The 20,735-nt window shown below is 58.1% G+C and carries 19 protein-coding genes and 1 pseudogene; 9 read left to right on the top strand and 11 right to left on the bottom strand.

Annotated elements, in window-relative coordinates; translation table 11 throughout:
- The first annotated feature begins 46 nt into the window (after window positions 1-46).
- Window positions 47-1,144, top strand: a complete 1,098-nt coding sequence (locus BGE01nite_RS17260) for a Gfo/Idh/MocA family protein (protein ID WP_146851900.1) — start codon at window positions 47-49, stop codon at window positions 1,142-1,144.
- A gap of 96 nt (window positions 1,145-1,240) precedes the next feature.
- Here BGE01nite_RS17260 and BGE01nite_RS17255 read toward each other — a convergent pair whose 3' ends face one another.
- Entirely contained in the window at window positions 1,241-2,341 is a 1,101-nt protein-coding gene (locus BGE01nite_RS17255; RefSeq protein WP_146851898.1) for a hypothetical protein, read from the bottom strand.
- Between the two features lie 245 nt (window positions 2,342-2,586).
- On the opposite strand from BGE01nite_RS17255, the gene BGE01nite_RS17250 reads away from it, so the two are divergent.
- Window positions 2,587-3,378, top strand: a complete 792-nt coding sequence (locus tag BGE01nite_RS17250; protein ID WP_146851896.1) for a hypothetical protein — start codon at window positions 2,587-2,589, stop codon at window positions 3,376-3,378.
- 160 nt (window positions 3,379-3,538) lie between these two features.
- On the opposite strand, the gene BGE01nite_RS17245 is transcribed toward BGE01nite_RS17250, so the two are convergent.
- The 3 genes from BGE01nite_RS17245 to BGE01nite_RS29420 form a co-directional block, all read right to left on the bottom strand.
- Complete coding sequence (locus BGE01nite_RS17245) at window positions 3,539-4,411, bottom strand: bestrophin family protein (RefSeq protein ID WP_146851894.1); 873 nt, start codon at window positions 4,409-4,411, stop codon at window positions 3,539-3,541.
- A 123-nt stretch (window positions 4,412-4,534) separates the two neighbouring features.
- Window positions 4,535-5,320 carry an NIPSNAP family protein gene (locus BGE01nite_RS17240; protein WP_146851892.1) on the bottom strand — a complete coding sequence of 262 codons (786 nt, stop codon included), beginning with the start codon at window positions 5,318-5,320 and terminating at the stop codon, window positions 4,535-4,537.
- Window positions 5,321-5,394: 74 nt separating this feature from the next.
- Window positions 5,395-7,017 carry an isochorismatase family protein gene (locus tag BGE01nite_RS29420; RefSeq protein ID WP_218033019.1) on the bottom strand — a complete coding sequence of 541 codons (1,623 nt, stop codon included), beginning with the start codon at window positions 7,015-7,017 and terminating at the stop codon, window positions 5,395-5,397.
- A gap of 151 nt (window positions 7,018-7,168) precedes the next feature.
- Here BGE01nite_RS29420 and BGE01nite_RS17230 point away from each other — a divergent pair, with 151 nt between their 5' ends.
- Window positions 7,169-7,894 carry a hypothetical protein gene (locus BGE01nite_RS17230; RefSeq protein WP_146851890.1) on the top strand — a complete coding sequence of 242 codons (726 nt, stop codon included), beginning with the start codon at window positions 7,169-7,171 and terminating at the stop codon, window positions 7,892-7,894.
- 495 nt (window positions 7,895-8,389) lie between these two features.
- Complete coding sequence (locus BGE01nite_RS17225; RefSeq protein ID WP_246145748.1) at window positions 8,390-8,776, top strand: 3D domain-containing protein; 387 nt, start codon at window positions 8,390-8,392, stop codon at window positions 8,774-8,776.
- A gap of 116 nt (window positions 8,777-8,892) precedes the next feature.
- Here the strand turns inward: BGE01nite_RS17225 and BGE01nite_RS17220 are convergent, their stop codons facing one another.
- The 3 genes from BGE01nite_RS17220 to BGE01nite_RS17210 all read right to left on the bottom strand — a co-directional run bounded on the left by BGE01nite_RS17220 (window position 8,893) and on the right by BGE01nite_RS17210 (window position 10,344).
- Window positions 8,893-9,753 carry a sugar phosphate isomerase/epimerase family protein gene (locus tag BGE01nite_RS17220; protein WP_170266856.1) on the bottom strand — a complete coding sequence of 287 codons (861 nt, stop codon included), beginning with the start codon at window positions 9,751-9,753 and terminating at the stop codon, window positions 8,893-8,895.
- Window positions 9,754-9,890: 137 nt separating this feature from the next.
- Window positions 9,891-10,148 (bottom strand): hypothetical protein, encoded by a 258-nt coding sequence (locus BGE01nite_RS17215; protein ID WP_146851884.1) that lies wholly within the window; start codon window positions 10,146-10,148, stop codon window positions 9,891-9,893.
- A gap of 1 nt (window position 10,149) precedes the next feature.
- Window positions 10,150-10,344 carry a hypothetical protein gene (locus BGE01nite_RS17210; RefSeq protein WP_146851882.1) on the bottom strand — a complete coding sequence of 65 codons (195 nt, stop codon included), beginning with the start codon at window positions 10,342-10,344 and terminating at the stop codon, window positions 10,150-10,152.
- A gap of 147 nt (window positions 10,345-10,491) precedes the next feature.
- Between BGE01nite_RS17210 and BGE01nite_RS17205 the strand changes: the two genes are divergently transcribed.
- Window positions 10,492-11,472, top strand: a complete 981-nt coding sequence (locus BGE01nite_RS17205) for a DUF808 domain-containing protein (RefSeq protein WP_146851880.1) — start codon at window positions 10,492-10,494, stop codon at window positions 11,470-11,472.
- A gap of 60 nt (window positions 11,473-11,532) precedes the next feature.
- On the opposite strand, the gene BGE01nite_RS17200 is transcribed toward BGE01nite_RS17205, so the two are convergent.
- Window positions 11,533-12,645, bottom strand: a complete 1,113-nt coding sequence (locus BGE01nite_RS17200; protein ID WP_146851878.1) for a Gfo/Idh/MocA family protein — start codon at window positions 12,643-12,645, stop codon at window positions 11,533-11,535.
- Window positions 12,646-13,092: 447 nt separating this feature from the next.
- Here BGE01nite_RS17200 and BGE01nite_RS17195 point away from each other — a divergent pair, with 447 nt between their 5' ends.
- The gene (locus BGE01nite_RS17195; RefSeq protein WP_146851876.1) at window positions 13,093-13,527 is read left to right on the top strand and encodes a hypothetical protein; all 435 of its coding nucleotides are present in this window, start codon (window positions 13,093-13,095) and stop codon (window positions 13,525-13,527) included.
- 198 nt (window positions 13,528-13,725) lie between these two features.
- Here BGE01nite_RS17195 and BGE01nite_RS29050 read toward each other — a convergent pair whose 3' ends face one another.
- The 3 genes from BGE01nite_RS29050 to mutS form a co-directional block, all read right to left on the bottom strand.
- Window positions 13,726-13,938 (bottom strand): hypothetical protein, encoded by a 213-nt coding sequence (locus BGE01nite_RS29050; protein ID WP_170266855.1) that lies wholly within the window; start codon window positions 13,936-13,938, stop codon window positions 13,726-13,728.
- Entirely contained in the window at window positions 13,935-14,900 is a 966-nt protein-coding gene (locus BGE01nite_RS17190; protein ID WP_146851874.1) for a hypothetical protein, read from the bottom strand. Before BGE01nite_RS17190 ends, BGE01nite_RS29050 begins: the two co-directional genes overlap by 4 nt.
- 76 nt (window positions 14,901-14,976) lie before the next feature.
- A complete protein-coding gene (gene mutS / locus BGE01nite_RS17185) occupies window positions 14,977-17,517 on the bottom strand; it encodes a DNA mismatch repair protein MutS (protein WP_246145747.1) in 2,541 nt (846 codons plus the stop codon).
- 135 nt (window positions 17,518-17,652) lie between these two features.
- Here mutS and BGE01nite_RS17180 point away from each other — a divergent pair, with 135 nt between their 5' ends.
- The 3 genes and pseudogenes from BGE01nite_RS17180 to BGE01nite_RS29905 form a co-directional block, all read left to right on the top strand.
- Complete coding sequence (locus BGE01nite_RS17180; protein WP_246145746.1) at window positions 17,653-19,110, top strand: arylsulfatase; 1,458 nt, start codon at window positions 17,653-17,655, stop codon at window positions 19,108-19,110.
- Between the two features lie 71 nt (window positions 19,111-19,181).
- Window positions 19,182-20,306 (top strand): cysteine desulfurase family protein, encoded by a 1,125-nt coding sequence (locus BGE01nite_RS17175; RefSeq protein WP_146851870.1) that lies wholly within the window; start codon window positions 19,182-19,184, stop codon window positions 20,304-20,306.
- 242 nt (window positions 20,307-20,548) lie between these two features.
- Window positions 20,549-20,698 (top strand): annotated as a pseudogene (locus BGE01nite_RS29905) (DUF4339 domain-containing protein); the annotation flags it as partial.
- Window positions 20,699-20,735 lie beyond the last annotated feature (37 nt).

Below are 20,735 nucleotides of genomic sequence, written 5' to 3'. Positions count from 1 at the left end.
TTGTGCGCTTGGCAAGAGGCGCAGGTTTCGCATAACCTGCGTCTATATGACCGCAAACCCATGTCGCTGGGGCATCCTCGGTGCCGCCTTCATCGCTCGTAAAAACTGGCAGGCCATCCGTGACGCGGGGAATGCCACGCTCATCGCCGTGGCCAGTCGTGACAAGGCCAAGGCCCAGGCCTTCATTGACGAGTGCCAGTCCTCCGCGCCGCATCCGGTCCTGCCTGAGGCCATGGACAGCTATGAAGCATTGTTGGCCCGGCCTGACATCGATGCTGTGTACATCCCGCTGCCCACTGGCCTGCGCAAGGAGTGGGTGCTCATGGCCGCGGAGAAGGGTAAGCATGTGCTCGTGGAAAAGCCGGTCGGCGTGCATGCCGCCGATGTGCAGGAGATGATCGCCGCCTGTGAGAAGCATGGCGTGCAGTTCATGGACGGCGTCATGTTCATGCATGGCCAGCGCTTGCAGCGCCTGCGTGAGGTGCTTGATCAGGATGTCGGCACCATCCGTCACATCGCCTCCCAGTTCAGCTTCCGGGGTGATGAAGAGTTTCAGCGCTCCAACATCCGCGCGCATGGTGCGCTGGAGCCTCTCGGCTGTCTCGGGGATCTAGGCTGGTATTGCCTGCGCTTCACCCTCTGGGCCATGAACTACGCTGTACCCGTGAGTGTCACCGGCAGCATCCACGCCGAGACTCAGCAGACAGCGGACTCACCTGCCGTCCCACTCGCCTTTTCCGGCCTGTTGACCTTTCCTGGAGGAGTCAGTGCTTCCTTTCACTGCTGCTTTGCGGCCGCTCACGCGCAGTGGGGCATCATCAGCGGTGAAAAGGCCCGCCTGGAGGTCTCAGACTTCGTCCTGCCCTTCTCCGGCACCCACACCCAGTTCACCCTCACCCGCAGTGAGTTCGTGCTCGACCGCTGCCGCGCGGACATGCATGGCGGCCAGCAGATCGAGACCCTCGGCGAGCCTAGCAACAACGCCCCTGGCTCCCAGGAGGCCGGCCTCTTTCACACCTTCTCCGCCCTCGTCCTTTCCGGAAAGCGGGATGCCCACTGGCCCAAGATCACCCTCCTCACCCAGCGCGTCCTGGATGCCTGCCTCCTCTCCGCCCGCGAAGGATCGAGAGCCGTCTCCATGTAGGCGCGCTCGCCAGAGTGAGGAGCTTGGAGATGATAAACTTTTGGTTAGCTATTCATCTCTTATCTCCGATCCCTCATCCCTGATCTCCCATCCCCGTCACACCAAAATCACCTCGCGCCCATGGTCGGAGGTGAAAAAGTGGATCTTGGTCCGCGTCGGCACCCGATGCTTCCGCAGCACCTTTTTCACCACCTTCAGGCTCTGCTCTCCATCATACAGCGCCAGGTCGATGTAGCAGTTCTCATGGCCCGTGGCCCCGCCGAGGGAGATGCCTGACGCCTCCGCCTGCAGCGCCTTGATCAGGTCTTCCTCGATCTCGCTGCGCCCGTTCACCTCGCTGCCCCTTCTGAAGTGCTCCATCGGGATCGAGACAAACACCAGGTCCACGCCCAGGTCCGCCAGCGGATGCTTGCAAGGTCCGTCTGCCGCAAAGTAGTCCCCCAGCAGCTGGAAGAACCGTGATGAACCCGCCACCGTGTCACTGCGCAGCCCATGACGGCTTTGGTCCTTCAGATGATAGGTGGAGTAGGTCTCCGTGGGCGGATGCTTCCTCCAGCCTTCCATGCCCTGCAGATCGTTGATCACCTCCCGCAACTCCCCGATCGGCACGGACTTCCTCAGAGCATCCTCGCTGAACTTGATCTCGCCGATCCAATTTTGCGTTCCGTGCTCCCCCAGCAGCTCGTCCAGCATCAAAAAGAGCGCCATGAAGCGCGCCTTCTCCGGCAACCGCTTGATGCTGGGGTGCCACACCGTGATGTCGATCTTCTCCGCCTCCTCGTTCACATACGGAAAAATCCAGAACTCGATCGGCTTGAAGGTCTCATGCTCCTTCTCCAGCCTCAGCGTGATGGCATCAAAGTTCGCCGAAGGCTGGCGTGCCGCATAGAAGCTCCAGCCCTCCAGCTTCGGCGCCTGGCTCAGCCAGTACTCCGCCACGAACTGCTTCGGCAGCGTGCCTTCACCGGACAGCGTCAGCGAGTGCCCCGTCTTGTTTTCTCCCGGTCCATACACCCACGCCATGTGTGGCAGCCAGCGGTCCACCGCCTGTGAGGTCTCCGGCTGCAGCTCCGCGCACTGATGCGCTTCGATGGCCTCATGAAACCTCTCCGCGCTTGCCGAAAACCACTCCCAAAACCAGGCGACACGTTCCTTCAGAGTCAAAGACGCAAAACAGTCGATGTTAGATGCGGACATGAGCATGGATTCTGACAAACCGGCCAGCGAGATGCAAGACTACAGCTAAGAAAGTGCTGACTCATTCGTCGGTGAAGCATAGGATGGACCAGAATATCGCCGACGTGAGGCGCGTCTAAAGGGGCCTCGTTCCCATCTCCCGACTCCATGAAACTTCATCGATCTCTGGCTGGCCTCATGGCCGCATCCGTGTTCGCTGTCTGCTCTCTCCTCGCCGCCAGGGCACGAATGTCAAAATACGCCGCGTGGACGGTCGCGAGTTCACCCTCGGCATCGACAAGCTCTCACCCGAGGATCAGGAATATCTGAAGGACTGGAAGCCCGCCTCAGCCACCTCATTCTCCGGGAAGAAAGAGGATCTCACCATCGGCCCGCCGCCTTCGCGTTTACAGCTGGCAGACTTCTACAAGAAGCATGTGGACTATGATGGTCTGCCCATCGTCTCCTCTGAAAAAGTGCCTGACAAAGCCCTGCTCGAGGCCCGCAAGATCGTCGCCATGATGGTGGCCAAGAACCCCCGCATGATCGACAAGCTGGTGAAAAACAAAGTCCGCGTCGCCATCATGGCCAGCACGGAGATGACCACGGACATCCCCGAGCATAGCGACCTCACCCCGAAAGACTACTGGGACAAACGCGCCCGTGGTGTCGGTGCCACGCATGCACGCCCCGCCACTTCTGGTGCCGAGGAGAACCTGCTGAACCTGCCAGGAGATCGCTACAAAGGTGAAAACATCTTCCTCCATGAGTTTGCCCACACTCTGCACCTCATGGCCATGGTGGACATGGATCCGGGCTTTGATGCCAAGCTCAAGAAAACCTATGAAAAGGCCATCGCCGCCGGCCTGTGGAAGGGCACCTACGCCGCCAGCGACTACAAGGAATACTTCGCCGAAGGCGTGCAATCCTGGTTCAACGCCAACATGGAGTCAAAGATCCCCAACGGCATCCACAACGAGATCAACACCCACAAGGAGCTGGAGAAATACGACCCCGAGCTCTACGCCCTGATCGCCGAATGGCTCCCCGCCCCCTAGCCGTAGCACAGGTTTTCCAACCTGTTCTCTACGGAGTCTGCACGACCTGATCAAAGTGGGACAGGTTTGTAACCTGTCTCCGCGAAGCCTGCACAACCACTCTTCTGGTTAGGCCAATTCCAGCCTTCCACCAGACAGCTTGCAACCCTGTCCCACTCTCTCAACCTTCCAGAATATCCCTCACATTCCCGCGGATCGTGTCCGTGATGGCATCCAGCGGCAGATCATTCGCCTCCAGGCCAAAGGGGTCTTCAATCTCCTCCGCGATGACCTCGATGGCGGCAAAGGCATAGAACACAAAGGTCACCACCGGCACTGCCCAGTACTTGTAGTCCAGCACAAAGCCGATCGGCATGGTGAAGACATAGATGAAGATGATCTTCTTCAGGAACAGGCTGTAGGCATACGGAATGGGCGTGCGCTTGATGCGCTCGCACGCGCCCAGATTGTCTGCAAAGGACTGCAGCTCCGCATTGATCACGATGAGGTGATCTCCCGTTATCGTCTGGTTCATGTAGAGGCGGTTGATCTCCGTGTAGAGCCCCTTTAAAACTTGGTTAGGCACATGCCCGCCTTTCGCATACCAGTCTGCGGTGTAGGAGCCGGTCTCCACCAGCTTCTCGGTCTTCACCCCCTGGCGCAGATGTTCCTTGGCCGCATAAATGAAGTTACCGATCAGATCGCGAAACATCGCCCGCTCCTCCCTGGCCTCCGCTGGCAGGAAAGCCTGCAGCTTCAGCGCCAGATTGCGTGAGTTGTTCACGAAGCTCCCCCAAAGTTTGCGCCCCTCCCACCACCGGTCATAAGCCGTGTTCGTCCGGAAGATCAGCATCATCGAAAGCACGAAGCCCACGAGCGAATGCACCATCGTCGTGTTCTTGAACGTGACATGAAGGTAGTCGTTCTCGATGTAGGCAATGAGGGCAGTGTACAAGGCCAGCCCGATCATTCCGGGCAGCAGCACGCGGAACGAGTCACTGCGATGAAACGCAAAGATGAGCTTCCACCAGTCTTTGGGATTGTATGTGATCATGAAGGATGAGTGTCTGCGAAAGGAACCCTACGCTCCTGGCTCGTATCGGGCTTCAAAGAGGCACGTGCCAGCATGACACCTGTCATGGGCTTGATAGCATCAAAGCACGTTGAATGCCGTTCGTCAGATCTGTGAGAACGGAGCAGGCACGAGCAGGATGTTGGTGATGCGCGAGACGATCTCCTTGTCCGCAAATCCGGGCGTGGCTTTGAGCTTGGCCCAGTCAGGGTCAGCGCGGAAGGTGTTCCATGCCGCATCTTTGGCCGCCGTGTCCTTGAAGGCCAGCATGTACGTCAGATTCGGCATCAGCGGACCCACCACGGTCTCGCCAAAGAACACCGCGTTCAGACCGCAGCGCTTAAAAATGGCCAGCTCGCCGATGTTAAACATCTCGATCTTTTTCTTCCCGGCCTTCTCGCTATGGCTCTCATAGACGCGGAGCTGATACAACTGGCTCCCCTTGGCAGGTGTCGATACTGCGGGCATGCCTCCGATGCCACGAGTCAGCCAGCTTTCCACACGCTCATAGACGGCTTCCGTGGCTGGAGCACCCAGATAGGTCGCACCCGTCTGCTGCACGGCGGAGTCCGCCAGGAGTTCAGTGCTTTTGGCAAACGCGTCCAGCGACGTATGGCGCAGCACCACATAGACCACCGGCTGTGCCTCCTGCTTTTGCGGTAGGAACACGCCCACCTGCGGCACACCCAGACGATTCAGCGCAGGAATGGCAGCCTCCTTGAGATAAGCCTCCAAGACCGCCTGCTTCTCAGCACTCTTGAGCAGGTATTTCCGGATCTCGACATACTCGGCACTGCCGGCAGTGGCAGCTTGGGCGATCGATGTGGCGCAGGCTGTTCCAACGGCGCCAGCGGCCGCCAGGGTGGATTTGAGGAAGGTGCTTCGTTTCATGAAGATGAGTGGACTTCCCCTATGCTGGCGAGAGCCTGAAAATAGGTCAATGGCATTCCAAAGGAAGCTTTTGCTTACTTCCGTTCCCGAATGATCGGCGCCAGCCACTTTGCCGTCTCATCAGCGATCACGTTGTAGCCTGCCAGCGTCGGGTGCCGGTCTCCATACCAGCCCGGCAGATGGCCGAACACACCATCCAGCCGGTTGTCCAGCACCACCACCTGCGGGTCCTTGCCCTGCACGATATAAGGCGTGGCAAAGGGGCGCAGATTCTCCGGCACCTTCGCCAGCGCATAGCGCCGGTAGTTCAGCCCGTCCGGGCTCTTCTTCAGCTCGGCCAGATAGCGCGGGGCGATGTCAAAGAGCGTCAGCTTCTCCTCCTTCGCCACCTGCACGATAAACGCATTGATGTCCTCATGCTGGCTGTTCGCTGCATACGGAATCGTCGTCATCGGGATCAGCATTGCCTTCGGATGATCCTTGCGCAGGCGTGCCAGCAGCTCCTTGAAATCCTTCGTGAAGGACGTGGTGAAGTCAGGCACCTTCGCGCGGTCATTGATGCCATAACGGATGAAGATGTAGTCTGCCTGCGGCTTCGTCTTCACTGCCTTGTCATAGCGCGTGTCCAGCAGCCGGCGGATGAACTCACCGCTCACCCCTTCATTGTAGACATCACACGCTGGCAGCCCTCCCTGGGTCGCGAGCAGGATGCGCAGCGTGTCCTCGATCTGCGGCTCATCCGGCGCCAGCTGCTTCGGAATGATCGCCTCGGTGGTGCTGTCGCCTAACAAAAGGATCTGCAAACGCTTCGGGCCTGCCGTCGCATCACTGAAGGCAAAGGGCTTGCCGCCGATGAGCTGGTCCGAGGTGATCGTGGGGCAGATCACTCTCTCCACATGCTGGATGAAAAGCTCCGTGCCGCGTGTGTGGCTCACGAAGGGCCAGCGCGCCGGGTTATACATCGTGTCCGTCATGTCACGCATCAGCACCACATGCTTGCCGTTCTTCGCCATCTGCCGCAGACCAAAGGGGCGGCCCGCCACGCACATGTTGGTGTGCACACCCATGAGGATCACATTGTCGATGTCCCGCGCCTCCAGCAGATTCCAGATCTCCGTACCGCTGTCACTGATGGCATCTTTGTTTTGGTCGATGCGCAGCACGTCGATCTGCTTCGTCCATGGCATCTTGGGGTTCAGCCCTTTCTTTGTCAGCTCCGCAGCCCAGGCCGTGTGCTCGGTGGCATCATCATCCTCACCACCATCATTTTGATCCAGCGGATATACCGCCGCTTCCTCAGCTGGGATCTGCTTGCACCATTCACTGATCTTGTCCGGCAGACGTGCCGCCGTGGGAGCTGACTGCGCACGCTGGCGTGCCGCCGTGCCTTCATAGGGTTTCATGCAGGAGCTCGGCGCATGAATGATCAGCACACCTGCCTGCCGCGCCTTCTCGATCACCTCGTTCATGCGCGGCGCCATCTCACCCTCGCGCGTCACCGCATTCTTGCAGTGATGCAGGTCCCACATGTCACACACAATGATCGCCGTCCGCGATGGCAGCCACTGCTCCTTCACCAGCGCCGCCCTGCCATTGGGCGCACGTGATTGCAGCACCAGTGAAAGCGGCGCATCCGCAGCCAGGGAAGTCAGCGCCAGGGCAAGGAACGAAGCAGAGAGAAAAGCACGGGAAAGCATCTCCCCATAACGGCTCCGCCCACCGAGTTTGATCAAAGGCCGCTACCGCAGAACAAAGTAGCTCTCGTTCGCCCTCCATCCCCCGAAACTTGTGCCGACTTTCTACCGCCACCTTGATGGTTCTGCCCGCCATTCCCCGTATCTCGCTGGCATGAATCTCTCGCGCAGCCTTCTCCTCATCACTTGGCTCGGCATGTCAGCCGCGCGGGGAGTCGAACCGCCCCAGCAAACTCCTCCGTCCAATGATGACGATGGGGCCATCCCCCAGGCCTTCAATACCGAGGACTTCCAGGCCTTGATGTCGAACTCGCCCTTCACCCGTACCCTGGGTGTCTCGGACTCTGTCATCCTCACCGGCATCGCGCATTTCGACAACGAGACCTACGCCACCTTGCTCGATACCAAGACGATGGAATCCCAGGTCGTCTCGAAGACGCCTAACTTTCATGGCTGGCAATTAGTGGGTGTCGGTGGTGATCCCGCTAACATGATGACATGGTCCGCCAAAGTCCAGGTCCCTGGAGGACAGACGGTCTCCATCCGCTATCAAAAGCCACCGGCCAAACTGGCTCGCAAATCATCCGGCGGAAGCTCCGGCAGCAGTGGCAGCTCTAGCAGAGACGCTCCGCCCTTGAGCAAATCGCAGACAGAAGAGGCGAAGAATGCCGCCGTGAATTATCGCGAAGGTTTCTCTTCGGATGGTTATCCTCAGAAGCCACCAGCAGCGATGGTGGAGAAGCTTTCGAAACTGAGCGTGGGCCAGCGTGAGGACATCAACAAGCAGATGCTCGGTCTGCGCAATCGCGGCCTCGGCCTCGATGAGCGCCGCAAGATTTACGAGTCCATGGTGGACCGTTCACTTCAAGGCAGGCGGTGAGACGTGTGGCTGTTACGCCTAACAAAAAGAGCTATATGGCCTAACTGAAAGCGCGACTATAAATGTTCTGCCGTGGCCTTCGAGTTGTTCATTCGATCGAAAGAAATGAAATTGTAAATTGTGTGCCATATGTCCCAGTAAAAGGCACTTGTTCACATTCTAATTTTGAACACCCACTAGAATGTCGTTTTGGAACAACTAAAAAGATGACAAAATTTAGATATTCACCGTATCAAAAATAATAAAGACACATCCAAAATGAACACCTGATGCGTTGGTCAGGTCGAATGGCTTAACGAGAAGGTTGACAAAGATTTATTTGCCTGCATTCTCTCCGCCCCTTTGTGGACCTCATGTCCCAAGGTGTGACCTAACCAACCCCCCGTTGTTTTGATCCAAACCACCCTACTGTGTCTGGCTGCCCTCTGTGGATTTGCTTCTGCTAAAGAACTCTCCCTTAAAACAACCAGCACAGCACCGCCTGTTGTACAGGCTGTGCGCACGACTGCCTATACTCACACTGAGAGTGATCACATCAAGTATGGCCCCCGCAGCGCCGTGGGCACGCCACTGAGAAGTGGCACGGTGCGCAGCGCCGCTGCTGACTGGTCCGTGTTCCCTGTGGGCACGGTCTTCCAGATCCAATCGGATCCCTCCGTCTACGTCATCGATGATTACGGTTCCGCCCTCGTCGGCACCCGCACCATCGACATCTACCAGCCCACCACCAACCAGATGAATCTCTGGGGCACTCGCAACGTGAACATCCGCATCCTGAAGTGGGGTTCCGTGACCAAGAGCCTCGCCATCCTGGGGCCACGCGCCTCCAAGGCCCCGCACATCCGCGAGATGATCGGCCGCCTGCGCGGTCAGGAGAGCTGATCAGCTCATGAGCATTCCCGGCATCCGCTTGGAATGGCCCAACTAAAAACATTTCAAAAACAAAACAGCGGGCCATCCGGCCCGCTGTTTTTTTTGTTTCGTGATGCCCTGGTGGCCTAACCAACCTTTGCCAAAGCCCCGGCCAGCGCGGAGTAACACTTCTTTGCCGCAGCCACAGGCTCATATCCAGGCTTGTTAAACACCTGCCCGCTGACCTCCACGACCACCGGACCTTGGTAGCCGTGCTTTTTGAGCGCCGTGAAATACTTCACGTAGTCCGTGCGCCCTTCACCCGGCAGCAGGAACTGGAATTTTCCAGGCTCGCCCACCGAATCCTTCACATGGATGAACTTCGTGCGTGGCAGCAGGAGTTTCATGCTCTCCTCCATGTCGATTCCCTGCAGCTCAAAGTGGCTGTAGTCATAGGCCACCTGGATCGCCGGGGACTTCACCTTTTCTAGCAGCCAGAGCAGCCGCTCCGGCGAGTTCACCGCGCTGCCGACATGCGCCTTGATGGCGATCGTCGTCTTTTCCTTCTCCGCCGTCTCGGCCCAGGATTGCAAGTGCTCCACCATGCCCGCCTTCTGCTCCTCCCAGGTTGCTGGCTTGCCACCCAGCACCGTCTCAATGATTGGCGGGTTCGCCGCATTCAGATCCCGCGCCACCTGCGCTGCATCACGGATCGTCTGCAGCGCCTGCGCATGAGTCTTCTCATCCACCGTCAGGCTGATGTTCACCATGAGACAGGGGGCATCCAGCTTCAGCGCCGCCAGCTGCTGCACCGCCGCCTTGCGCGCCTCAGGCGTGAAAACCTTCGGCTCCGTGGGATATCCCGCATTCAGCGCGATCTCCACATTTGAGTAGCCGATCTCCGCACAGGTCTTCAGCGCCTCATCCAGCGGCAGCGTCTTCATCCCATAAAGGCTGAACCCCAGGCTGATCCCTCCCGGAGCCGCTGCCCGTGTGAAAGCGGGCATGGCAGCAAAACTCAAAGCAGTGTGGAGAAAATGGCGGCGTGTGGGCATGGGTAATGCGTGGTGGTTGCCACCTAAACTGACGGAAACCACCATCCTTGCACGCGGAAACACTGAATCGTCTCATGCGATGACCTGAGTCAAAGCTCCACGATATCCAGAATGCGCAGTTCCTTCACGGCACCATCCGCCCAGTAGGTGAAAACAAACCCCTCCATCTGTAAGTTCTCGAGAAAACGTCCCACACTATCACGAGTTTGATAGTCACCCAGTCGATGAGGGTAATCCGCCAGTAAATAAATCAGTTTGGTCAGCCGCTGCTGACGCTTGCGAGTGAGGGCGGTAAAAAATTCCCACGCCTTCGCCGATAATATAGGCTCGTAGGAGGAGCGGGGCATCTCAAGCGCGAACGCGAGTGGTGGGAAGCTTGAATTTCTTGCCTGAATCCATCTCGGACATCCGCTTGGTCATCTCCTTCTGCCAGGCGGGCGAGCTCTGCTTCAAGCGATGCAGATAAGCAGCAACCTCCCGGCGTTCCCTTTCGGTGAAGCGCGAGAGTTGCTGTTTGAGTTGAAGCATTTCCGTAGTGCTCATGGCTCTATTTTCGAGGATACGGCCCCGTTTGCAAGCTCCCAAGAGTCCTCATTCCCCCTTGAGCTTCCCGCCCACCTCCCTAAAGAGCCGCACTGACATGCCACGCGCCCTTAATTCCACTCGTCACGTTTCGAAAGGAGTCCGCCCATGACCTCCGGCTGGATCGCTCTGCTGGATGATCTTTCCGCCCTCACCAAGGTGGCCGCCGCCTCTCTGGATGATGCCGGCGCCCAGGCCGCGAAAGCAGGCAGCAAGGCCGCAGGCATCGTCATCGATGATGCCGCTGTCACCCCGCGATATGTCGTCGGCCTCGCCGCAGAGCGTGAGCTTGCGATCATCGCCAAGATTGCCATCGGCTCGCTGAAGAACAAGCTGCTGATCCTCCTGCCCGGCGCGCTGCTCCTGAGCGCTCTCGCCCCCTGGGCCATCACCCCGCTGCTCATGGCAGGAGGTGCCTTCCTGTGCCTGGAAGGCTTCCACAAGGTGATGGATCTGATCCGCCCGCATCATGAGTCCCCCGAGGCCACCGTCATGGCCGTGCTCACCGCGGAGGAACTGGAAAAAGAGCGCGTCAGCAGCGCCATTCGCACGGACTTCATCCTCTCCGCCGAGATCATGGCCATTACCCTCGCTTCCGTCGCCACCTCGCCGACCTGGATGCAGGCCCTGGTGCTGGGTGTCGTCGGCGCCGCCATGACCCTGCTCGTCTATGGCGTCGTCGCCGTGATTGTGAAGGCCGATGACGTCGGCCTGGCGCTTTCACGCTCCCCGCGCAGTCCAGTGAGTGCCCTCGGCCGCGGCATCGTGCTCGGCATGCCCGTCGTGTTAAAACTGCTCAGCTTCGTCGGCATGCTCGCCATGCTCTGGGTCGGTGGCGGCATCCTCATTCACGGCCTGCATGCCCTCGGCGCGCATGGCCCTGAGGAGATGGTTCACCACGCCTCGGAGACAGTAGCCCACGTCGTCCCCGCCGCCCTTCAGTCCTTCCTCGCCTGGCTCACCGGTGCCTTCATCGCCGGCGTCCTCGGTGTCCTCATTGGCGCCCTCGTGGATCCACTGGCCAACTATGTGCTGATCCCGGTTTTCAAGGCGGTGAAGGGCATGTTTGGGAAGAAGCCAGCGGCGTGAAGGCTGCACCTCAAGCGGTAGGATAACCTTTTGTTTGTTCTTACTCCTCCCCGTTGCCGATCACGCGGAAGCCTCGGCGAGATGTGTCGCCTTCTCGGCCATCGCGAGTGAGTCACGGCCGTTTCGCTCCGTCACCTTTCGCACATGCGTGCGGTCTCGCAGCCAGGCCAGCTGATCCGTGAAGAGCTCGCGCAGCAGCTCACAGTAGCGGCGCATCTTGTCATCGCCCAAGCCGTGGCGCAGCTCGATCTGCTGGGAGAAGTCGAGCTCCTTGAACCGGCCACGCGCCGCACGATCACTGCCTCCATAGGTCTTCAGCACATCCAGACTCGCGCCGGGAAACAGCTCCAGCAGCGTGCGTGTCTGCTCCTCGTTCACCGCGGCACGGATGCGCGCACGCACCGGCACCCATTCCTCCAGCGTCACATCACCATGCTCAAAGAGCAGCCGAAACTCCTGCCGGTCCATGCGCGAGGGCTGCGTGAAGCTGTGATGAAAATTCACCAGCGCACCGCTCGCATGGCGCACCGTGCACTGCACCTGCTCCTCAATGCCTGAGCCAGACCTCAGCACACGCTGTGCAGCCACCACCTCGCCCTGGCCCAGCCAGCCTTCGAAGAGATCAAAGAAATGCACCCCATGCTCGATGAAGATGCCGCCGCTCAGTTTGCGGTCCCAGAACCAGTGCTCCGCTCGCAGCCCTTCATCGCTCGCGTAGTTTTCAAACCAGCCGTGCAGGCACTCGCCGAGCACGCGGGACTCGACCAGCTGCCGCACGGATTCAAACAGCGGATTGTAGCGCTGCATCAGATTGGCGATGCAGAGGAGATTCTTGGCCTGGGCCAGCGCCACCAGTTCATCCGCTTCTGCCACCGTCAGGGCGAGCGGCTTTTCGCAGATCACATGCTTGCCCGCATTCAGCGCCGCCAGGGCCTGCGCGTAGTGGAGGAAGGGCGGCGTCGCGATGTACACCAGATCGACTTCCGGGCTTGCGAGCAGCGCATCCACCTCCACCAGATCAGGCACACCAAAGCGCCGCGCCACGGCCAGCGCCGCCTCACGATACGTCCCCGCGATGCCCGCGAGCTCCACGCCCGGGATTTGAAGAAACTGCTGGAGAGCGAACAGGCCGAAGCCTCCTGCGCCAATGGCACCGATGCGAAGCGTGTTCATAGTCTGCCCCTGTCGTCCCCGCTGCTTCTACAAGCAACACCTGAAAGGCCAGAGTTTGCCAGCCTTGTGCGATGTTCCGAACAGTTCAGAATCTGAGGCTGCTCAAACCGGCTTCATGCCACTTTCCGGCGCAGCTGTGAGACTGGAATGCTTTGTCCTGAATGCGACAATGCCTCATCAAGCAGGGATTTAAGCGCAGGGGAGGCCTTGCGGCCAAAAACGACTTCAACTGCTGTTTCCAGTGCGGCCTCAATGCTGGGAAACTGCCCGTTCGCGACTTGCTCGTGGAGCAAAGACTAAGCTGGTTCAATGAGCGTGACAGTCATTGGATTAGATTGTCTATTCTTGGCAATGCTGGCAAGCGCACAAGTTGGAGCTTGTGCATACGTCCTATTCCTATTCCTATTGCCAACGCACTCGCTCCGCTGCTAGAACGCATCTCCATTCATGAAGCACCTCCTTCTTCTCGCGCTGTCCAGTCTGTTCCTCTGCCAATGCAATTCGGTCACGGTCAAAGGTTCCGCTCCCAATCCGCCGGTGAAGCATCTGGCCATCGTGAACAACGATGACATTCACATGTCAGGCACACAGCCGGAGATGGTGAAGCAGGTGCAGGCCATGGGAATCTCCGTGGAGGTGGTGGACAAGGCGCCTGCGGGAGATGTCTACTACCTGACCTACTCCGCCAACTGGTATTGGGACCTCGCCATGTATCTCAAATACTTCCAGGCTAACTTGCATCGGGGATCAAGTGTCGTGGGCTCTGTGGAATACCAAACGAGCGGCCTCGACATGAACAAGTTCGGCCGCACCGAAAACAAGATCCGCCCCCTGCTGCGCCAGCTTATCCTCGGTGAGAAACCCGTGCGGAAGAAGAAGTGAGGTAGGTTCCGCATTTGATCTACGGCATCCTACTGGTGCTCTTATAAATGGCTGGCGAACGAAATACCATCCAGTTTTCAAGACCTAAAGAGGGCTGTTTGGCAAATCATCAAAATGAAAATATCGATTTGGGATCACCACTCTCCGCTTCGAATCAATATATAAGTTTTCGTAGACTAACATCACAGGCGCAATAACTCACCCCTTTGCTACGGCGCGAAGCGATGCAAACAACCCACTAATCGAATGGAGTTGCACAGTAATTTCGCGCTGTTCGATGCGCCCCATTCTACTTCCGTACAGAATTTTACCTTCTAGCACTTTCTCCGGTTGCCCTGTGACTGGCACGAAACCAGAGACAATCTCTTGGTCCTTCGCGATTGTTGGACGGCTTATAGTGTCTGTTTTCATGATTTTTTTGCCGCTTTGTAGTCTTCTAATGAATCATATAGTTCACTAAAGTATATGTATAGACAGTCTGAGAATGCCGCTATCACATCCGGATGGCGGTGAATATCAAACACATGTCTTTTTTTGGCATCTACGCAAAGAAATCCCCAGTAATGAAACTCGGAATTGGCGGGATTTTCCGATATTGTTAATTTGCTAGTATTCATCCGATTTCTCATAAATCTGATCGGAGAGGCTAGCGTGCTTTTGTAATGGAGCTTCCATCCTTTCACAAAACGATGACCGAACAATGTAAAGGTTTCTGGCGGACCTCCATAGATTTCAAAGGATGGTGAACTATATTTATTAATTCTCCATAAGCTAACTACATCATTTGAGCAAAATGATCTGAGACAGGAATCAGCGCCAAAAAACACGTTGTTGCAGGGGGTGTCTTCGGTAATCGGATGTGGTTGTCTCTGTGGATCTGGTTTCCCACGAGTCATTTTTGATAATGAGTCACGTAGAGCGACTCTGAGTGATAGGCCGTCGGCAAACTCCTTGATACAAACTCCACATTGGGTGCCTGTTAAAACGGAAAAACATCCCGCAATTGCATCAACAATTGAGTTCGTTGCCAGATCTATTTCCTCAAAGTCATCTTCAGAGAACTGATTGTTTCGAATTCGATTTCTGACCCACGTTAACGTATCTCGCACCGTATGATTAACGAAATGGAAGTAAATTGCTATGTCGGCATAGCGATGAAGCTTTTTCCGCTGCAAGAAGATCGCATAGCCAATCGACAAGGACGTGATCAAGACAAGTCCGCACGCGTACACGTATCCCTTTGGTCCTTCTGGAATGAACTTCTCAAACTGGATAAAGGCAATAATGGAAGTGGCTGAAGCAAGTGCGTTGAAGACAAACCAAAGAATGGCTGAGAGTGGTTGTTTCTTCAGGTTTGGAGTATCAATCCGCATTTAATTGAATCTTTAACTTAGGTTTTAGCCTCTGTGCAATAGTATTTCTGAAATGGATACCGTTACACTTAAAGCTTCACCCAAACAAATCCATCTGCCCCGCATCTGCCTCACTCTTGGCTTTCTTCCGCGCCTTCGAGGGCACGCTGGTCGGCACGGGCACTTCCTTCACACTCTCTGCGGGTTGATGACCTGACTCGAGCTGCTGCAGCACTTCCTTCGCGCGGTCGATGACGTTTTCGGGGAGACCGGCGAGGCGCGCGACCTGGATGCCGTAGCTCTTCTCGGCGCTGCCGGGGAGGATCTTGTGGAGGAAGATGATCTGCTGGTTCCACTCCTTCACGGCCACGTTGTAATTCTTCACCGCATTGCGGCTCTGCGCCAGCGCCGTGATCTCATGGTAATGCGTGGCAAAGAGCGTGCGCGCGCCCACCTTGTCATGCAGATGCTCGGCCACGCTCCAGGCGATGCTGAGCCCGTCAAAGGTGCTCGTGCCACGGCCGATCTCGTCCAGAATAACCAATGATCGTTCTGTGGCGTTGTTCAGGATGAGCGCGGTCTCGTTCATCTCCACCATGAAGGTGGATTGCCCGCGCGCGATGTCATCGCTGGCACCGATACGCGTGAAGATGCGGTCCACGAGGCCAATCTCGGCACTGGCCACGGGGAGGAAGCTGCCGATCTGCGCCATCAGCGTGAGCAGCGCGGTCATGCGTAAATACGTGCTCTTACCGGCCATGTTCGGACCTGTGATCAAGATGAGCCGGCTCTCCTCAGGCTCGAGCGTGATGTCATTTGGCACGAAACGCTCACCGCTGGCCAGGTTCTGATCCAGCACCGGATGCCGACCATCACGGATGAAGAGATTCCTCGTCTCATTCAACACAGGTCGCGTGTAGTTGAAGAGGCGCGCAGTCTCCGCCAGCGAGCCTAACGAATCCAAAATCGCGATGGCCTCGGCCGTCTCCTGAATGCGCGCCAGATGCTCCAGCACCCGGCCACGCAGCGCCACGAACTCCTCATACTCCAGCGCCTTGCTGCGCTCCTCGGCACCGAGGATCTTGTCTTCCATGCGCTTGAGCTCGTCCGTGATGTAGCGCTCACCGTTCACCGTCGTCTGCTTGCGATGATAGTCCGTTGGCACACTGCCCACGTTCGCTTTCGTGATCTCGATGAAGTAGCCAAAGACCGCGTTGTATTTGATCTTCAGGCTCTTGATGCCCGTGCGCTCGATCTCGCGGTTCTGCAGATCCGCGATCCACTGGCGGCCTAACGAAGAAGCATTGCGCAGCTCATCCAGCTCCGGCAGATAACCTTCACGGAAGACACCGCCTTCCTTGATCTGCATCGGTGGCTCGTCCGCGATCGCGCGCTGGATCTCTTGGCAGAGCGGGGTCAGGTCATGCAGGTGACGTACCACCCCATTCCAATGGGGTGAGGATCGAGCGCTCGCATCACCTGCCACCCCATCGGAATGGGGTGCTACGTCCAGAAGCGTCTTCAGAGCGGGCACCACCTCCAGCGAAACCGCCAGCGCCTGCAGATCACGGCCATTGCCGCTGCCCTGGCTCAAGCGGGAGCTCGTGCGCTCCAGATCGCGGATCTCCTTCAGCAGGGTGCGGAGCTGGCCTAACAAAATGGGCTCATCAAGAAACGCGGACACCATATCCTGGCGCTGTGTCAGCACATCCAGGTCACGCAGCGGATGCAGCACCCAGTGGCGCAGCTTGCGGGCGCCCATGGAGGTGCAGGTGCGGTCCAGCGCACTCAAAAGAGTATGCTGATTGCCACCACGCGCATTCACCAGCTCCAGATGGCTCTGGCTCGCAGCATCGATCAGCACCACCTCACTGATCTGTGCCACGCGCAGGCGCTGGATGTGCTCCACACTGCGGCGGAGCTGGAACTGCAGATACTGCAGGATGGCCCCGGCCGCACAGATGGAGGCCCGCAGGCCCTGGCAGCCGAAACCGTCCAGTGACTGCACCTTGAAATGCTGCGTCAGACTGTGCTCAGCCTGGTCCAGCAGATAGAGATAACCTTCCACCGCCAGCGCGGCGACCGGCGAACCGAGCGCCTCGATGACATCGCGCTGCTCATCGCTATACAATAGTTCGCTAGGCTGCAGGCGCTCCAGCTCGTCCGCGAGCTCGATCGCGTCCTTGAACTCGGCCACCTCAAACTCACCCGTCGTGTGGTCCACACAGGCGAGGCCAAATTTCTTCCCCTCGCGAAACACCGCAGCGAGATAGTTCGGCCGGCTGGCATCCAGGAGATTGAGATCGTTTACTGTGCCCGCACTGAGGATCTGCGAGATCGCACGCTCCACGATCTTTCCCGGCACCGGATCACTTGTCTGTTCGCCGATCGCCACGCGCTTGCCAGCCTTGATCAGCTTCGCGATGTAGCCCTGCGAGGAGTGATGCGGCACCCCGCACATCGGCACGCCGTTGCGCTTCGTCAGCGCCACATTCAGGATCGGCGAGGCGGTCTTCGCATCCTCAAAAAACAGCTCATAGAAGTCCCCCAGCCGGAAGAACAGCAGCACGTCCTCCGGCAGCTCCCGCCGCATGGCGAGATACTGCTTCATCATGGGAGTGGTGGCGGCGTCGGACATGGAGGAAATCAGATTGGGAAGGGCGTGATGGTCGGGAGAGTGGTCAAGAGGTCAAGGGATGGTCAAGCAATGAGGGCGGAAGGGGATAAAAAACTGGTAGTCATGGGCGGAGGGCATCGTTTCAATGCGCCACGCATGACTCTCCGCCTCTCCAGCCTCCTGTTTGCCCTGCTTTGCCTCGCCTCAGGCGCGGTAGCGGCCAAGCCCAACATCATCTACATCCTCGCCGATGACCTGGGTTATGGCGACCTCGGCTGCTACGGGCAGAAGTCCGGCCTCAAGACCCCGAACATCGACCGCATGGCAGCGGAGGGCATGAAGTTCACCCGCCACTACGCGGGCAGTACCGTCTGCGCGCCCTCACGCTGTGTGCTCATGACCGGCCTGCACTCCGGCCACTGCCGCGTGCGTGGGAATGATCCCTGGATCGTTCCAGACAGTGATCTTACCGTGCCGAGCCTGCTGAAGAGCGCCGGTTATCACACCGCCTGCATCGGCAAGTTCGGGCTCGGCAAACCGCTGCCGCTGGATGACCCGGAGCGCAAAGGTTTCGAGCAGTTCTTCGGCTACGTGGGCACCAGTCACGCGCACAATTTTTATACCAAGGCCATCATTCACAATGGCCAGGTCAAGGAGCTGACCAACACGGTGATCCCTGGCAGCTTTAAAGATGCCTCCGATTACAAAGACAGCGATCTCGTGGGCACCGGCGTGGCACCTTTGGATGGTCGTAAAGAATGGGTGCCGCAGCTCTGCTCGGACGAAGTGCAGCGTCTCATCAGCGGCTGGGCAGGTGAGAAAGAAAAACCTTTCTTCCTCTACTACGCGCTCAATGTGCCGCACACGAACAACGAGGCAGGGAAGGGATCTCCTCTCGGTCATGGCATGGAGAGTCCGGACTATGGACAGTTTGCCAGCAAGGACTGGCCAGACGCGGAAAAGGGCTTCGCGCAGCTTGTCTGGTTCCTCGATCAAGAGGTCGGCCGCATCATGGATCAACTCACCAAACTCGGTCTCGCCGAAAACACGCTCGTGCTTTTCTCCAGCGACAACGGCCCGCATCACGAAGGCGGTCACGACAGCAACTTCTTCAACAGCAACGGCGACTTCAAAGGCACAAAGCGAGACCTCACTGATGGCGGCATCCGCGTGCCCTTGATCGCCTGGTGGCCCGGCAAGGTGAAAGCTGGCAGCGTGAGTGATCACGTCAGCGGTTTCCAGGATCTGCTGCCCACCGTCGCCGAGCTCTCTGAACAACTCGTGAAGACCGAGACTGATGGCATCTCCTTCGTGCCCACATTGCTGGGCAAGGAAGGTCAGAAGCAGCACTCGCATCTCTGCTGGTATTTCAATGAGCAGGGTGGCAAGAAAGCTGTGCTGCAGTGGCCCTGGAAGCTCATCCACCTCAACACGGGCGCGAGCAAAAAGGATGACAACAAGGCCAAGAAGCAGCCTGGAAAGCTCACGAAGCAGCTCTTCAATCTCGAAAGCGATATCGGCGAGGAGAAAAACCTCGCTGCCGAGCAGCCTGAGCTTGTGACCAAGCTGGAAAAACTCATGACCGAGTCGTATCGGGAACCGTTGCAGAAATGAGGAAATCCGAAGTCCGAATGACGAATATCGGAAGTCATCTGTGTGTAAGTTCTATTATTGGTTAGTATCATATGCCTGCTTACTTTGATCACAATGCCACCACGCCGCTGCATCCTGCCGCGCGTGAGGCATGGCTGCGCGCTTCGGAGAAGCACTGGCATAATCCTTCCAGTCTTTACCGCGAGGCCGGCTTTGCCAGCCAGGCGCTTGAGTCTGCCCGCGAACGTCTGGGCGATCTTCTCGGCGCTGAAGCAGAGCGCATAGTCTTCACTTCAGGAGCCACGGAGTCTAACAATACATTGTTCGCGGGCCTTGCTCGTTGTCTGCCGCCGGATGCCTGCGTGGCCATCTCCGCCATCGAGCATCCCTGCGTGCGCGAGGCCGCCCGTGCCTGGCTCGGTCGTGCGCGGGTCGTCGAGATCCCGGTGGATGCTGAAGGCGTGGTGCAGCCAGATGTTTTGAAGCGCTTGTTGTTAGAAAAGCAGCCCGCGCTCGTCTCCATCATGGCCGCGAACAACGAAAGCGGCGTGCTCCAGCCCTGGCCGGAGCTTTTAAAGATGTGCCGCGAGCATGGCGCGCGCTTCCACAGCGATGCCGCGCAGTGGATCGGCAAGCTTGATGCATCCTCGCTCGGCACCTGCGACTACCTCACCGGCAGCGCGCATAAGTTCGGCGGGCCGAAGGGCACCGGCTTCCTGGTGCTCGCAGATGAGGCAGAGTCCTTCCCTCTGCTCCTCGGAGGTCCGCAGGAAAGCAGTCGACGTGCAGGCACGGAAAATTATCCCGGCATCGAGGCCATGGTGACCGCGCTTGAGGTTATCACACCACGCTTGTCAGAGGTCGCACAGACGCAGACCGCTTTGCGAGATGCCTTTGCCGCGAGCATGAAGCAGGCTTTCCCCGATCTGCGCATCATCAGCGAGGGTGCGCCACGTCTCTGGAACACCGTGCTCATGGTCATGCCAGAGCATTCGAACCTGAAATGGCTCACGCGCATGAGCCGCGCCGGCTTTGCCATCTCCACCGGCTCCGCCTGCAGCTCCGGGAAGGAGGGCTCTTCCGTCGTCGTGCAGGCCCTGGGCACAGATTGGGAAGAGCTGAAGCGCGTGGTCCGTGTCAGCGGCGGCTGGGATAGCACGGCTGAAGACTGGAGCGCTCTCGCGGAAGCCTTCATAGAAGTGGCAAAGGGTCTCTGAACAAATCTTCTCTGCGGTCTTCCAACCTCTGCGGTGTGACAGGGTTGGGCGGGATTCGGACAAAACATTGGCCTACGGAACACACGGAATACGCGGAGAGGATCCCAAACATCCTGGCTTGGTCACTTCTGTTTCCGTGTGTTCCGCAGGCCCTCTGCTTTGAATCTGCCCTTTGGGATTCCAGCTTGATCACGACAATGTAGCTTGTCTTTGCGACTCATGGCCGTCAAATACTGGGGAGTATGCAAGACTGGCACTACACAAAAAACGGCGATAAACAGCCCCCCGTATCTGAGACAGAGCTTCGCCAGAAGCTGGCAGACCGGGAACTCCATCCGCAGCAGGACCTGGGCTGGACCGCAGGCATGGACAACTGGCAGCCGCTCGGGGACATCTCCGCTTTGCAGGCCCCATTGAGTGCGCCCGGAG

Origin of the sequence: Prosthecobacter gellanilyticus (genome assembly GCF_007992435.1) — a bacterium.
Lineage (GTDB): Bacteria > Verrucomicrobiota > Verrucomicrobiia > Verrucomicrobiales > Verrucomicrobiaceae > Prosthecobacter > Prosthecobacter gellanilyticus.
The sequence above is the reverse complement of the archived record's forward strand: the minus strand, read 5'-3'. Positions and strand labels throughout refer to the sequence as shown.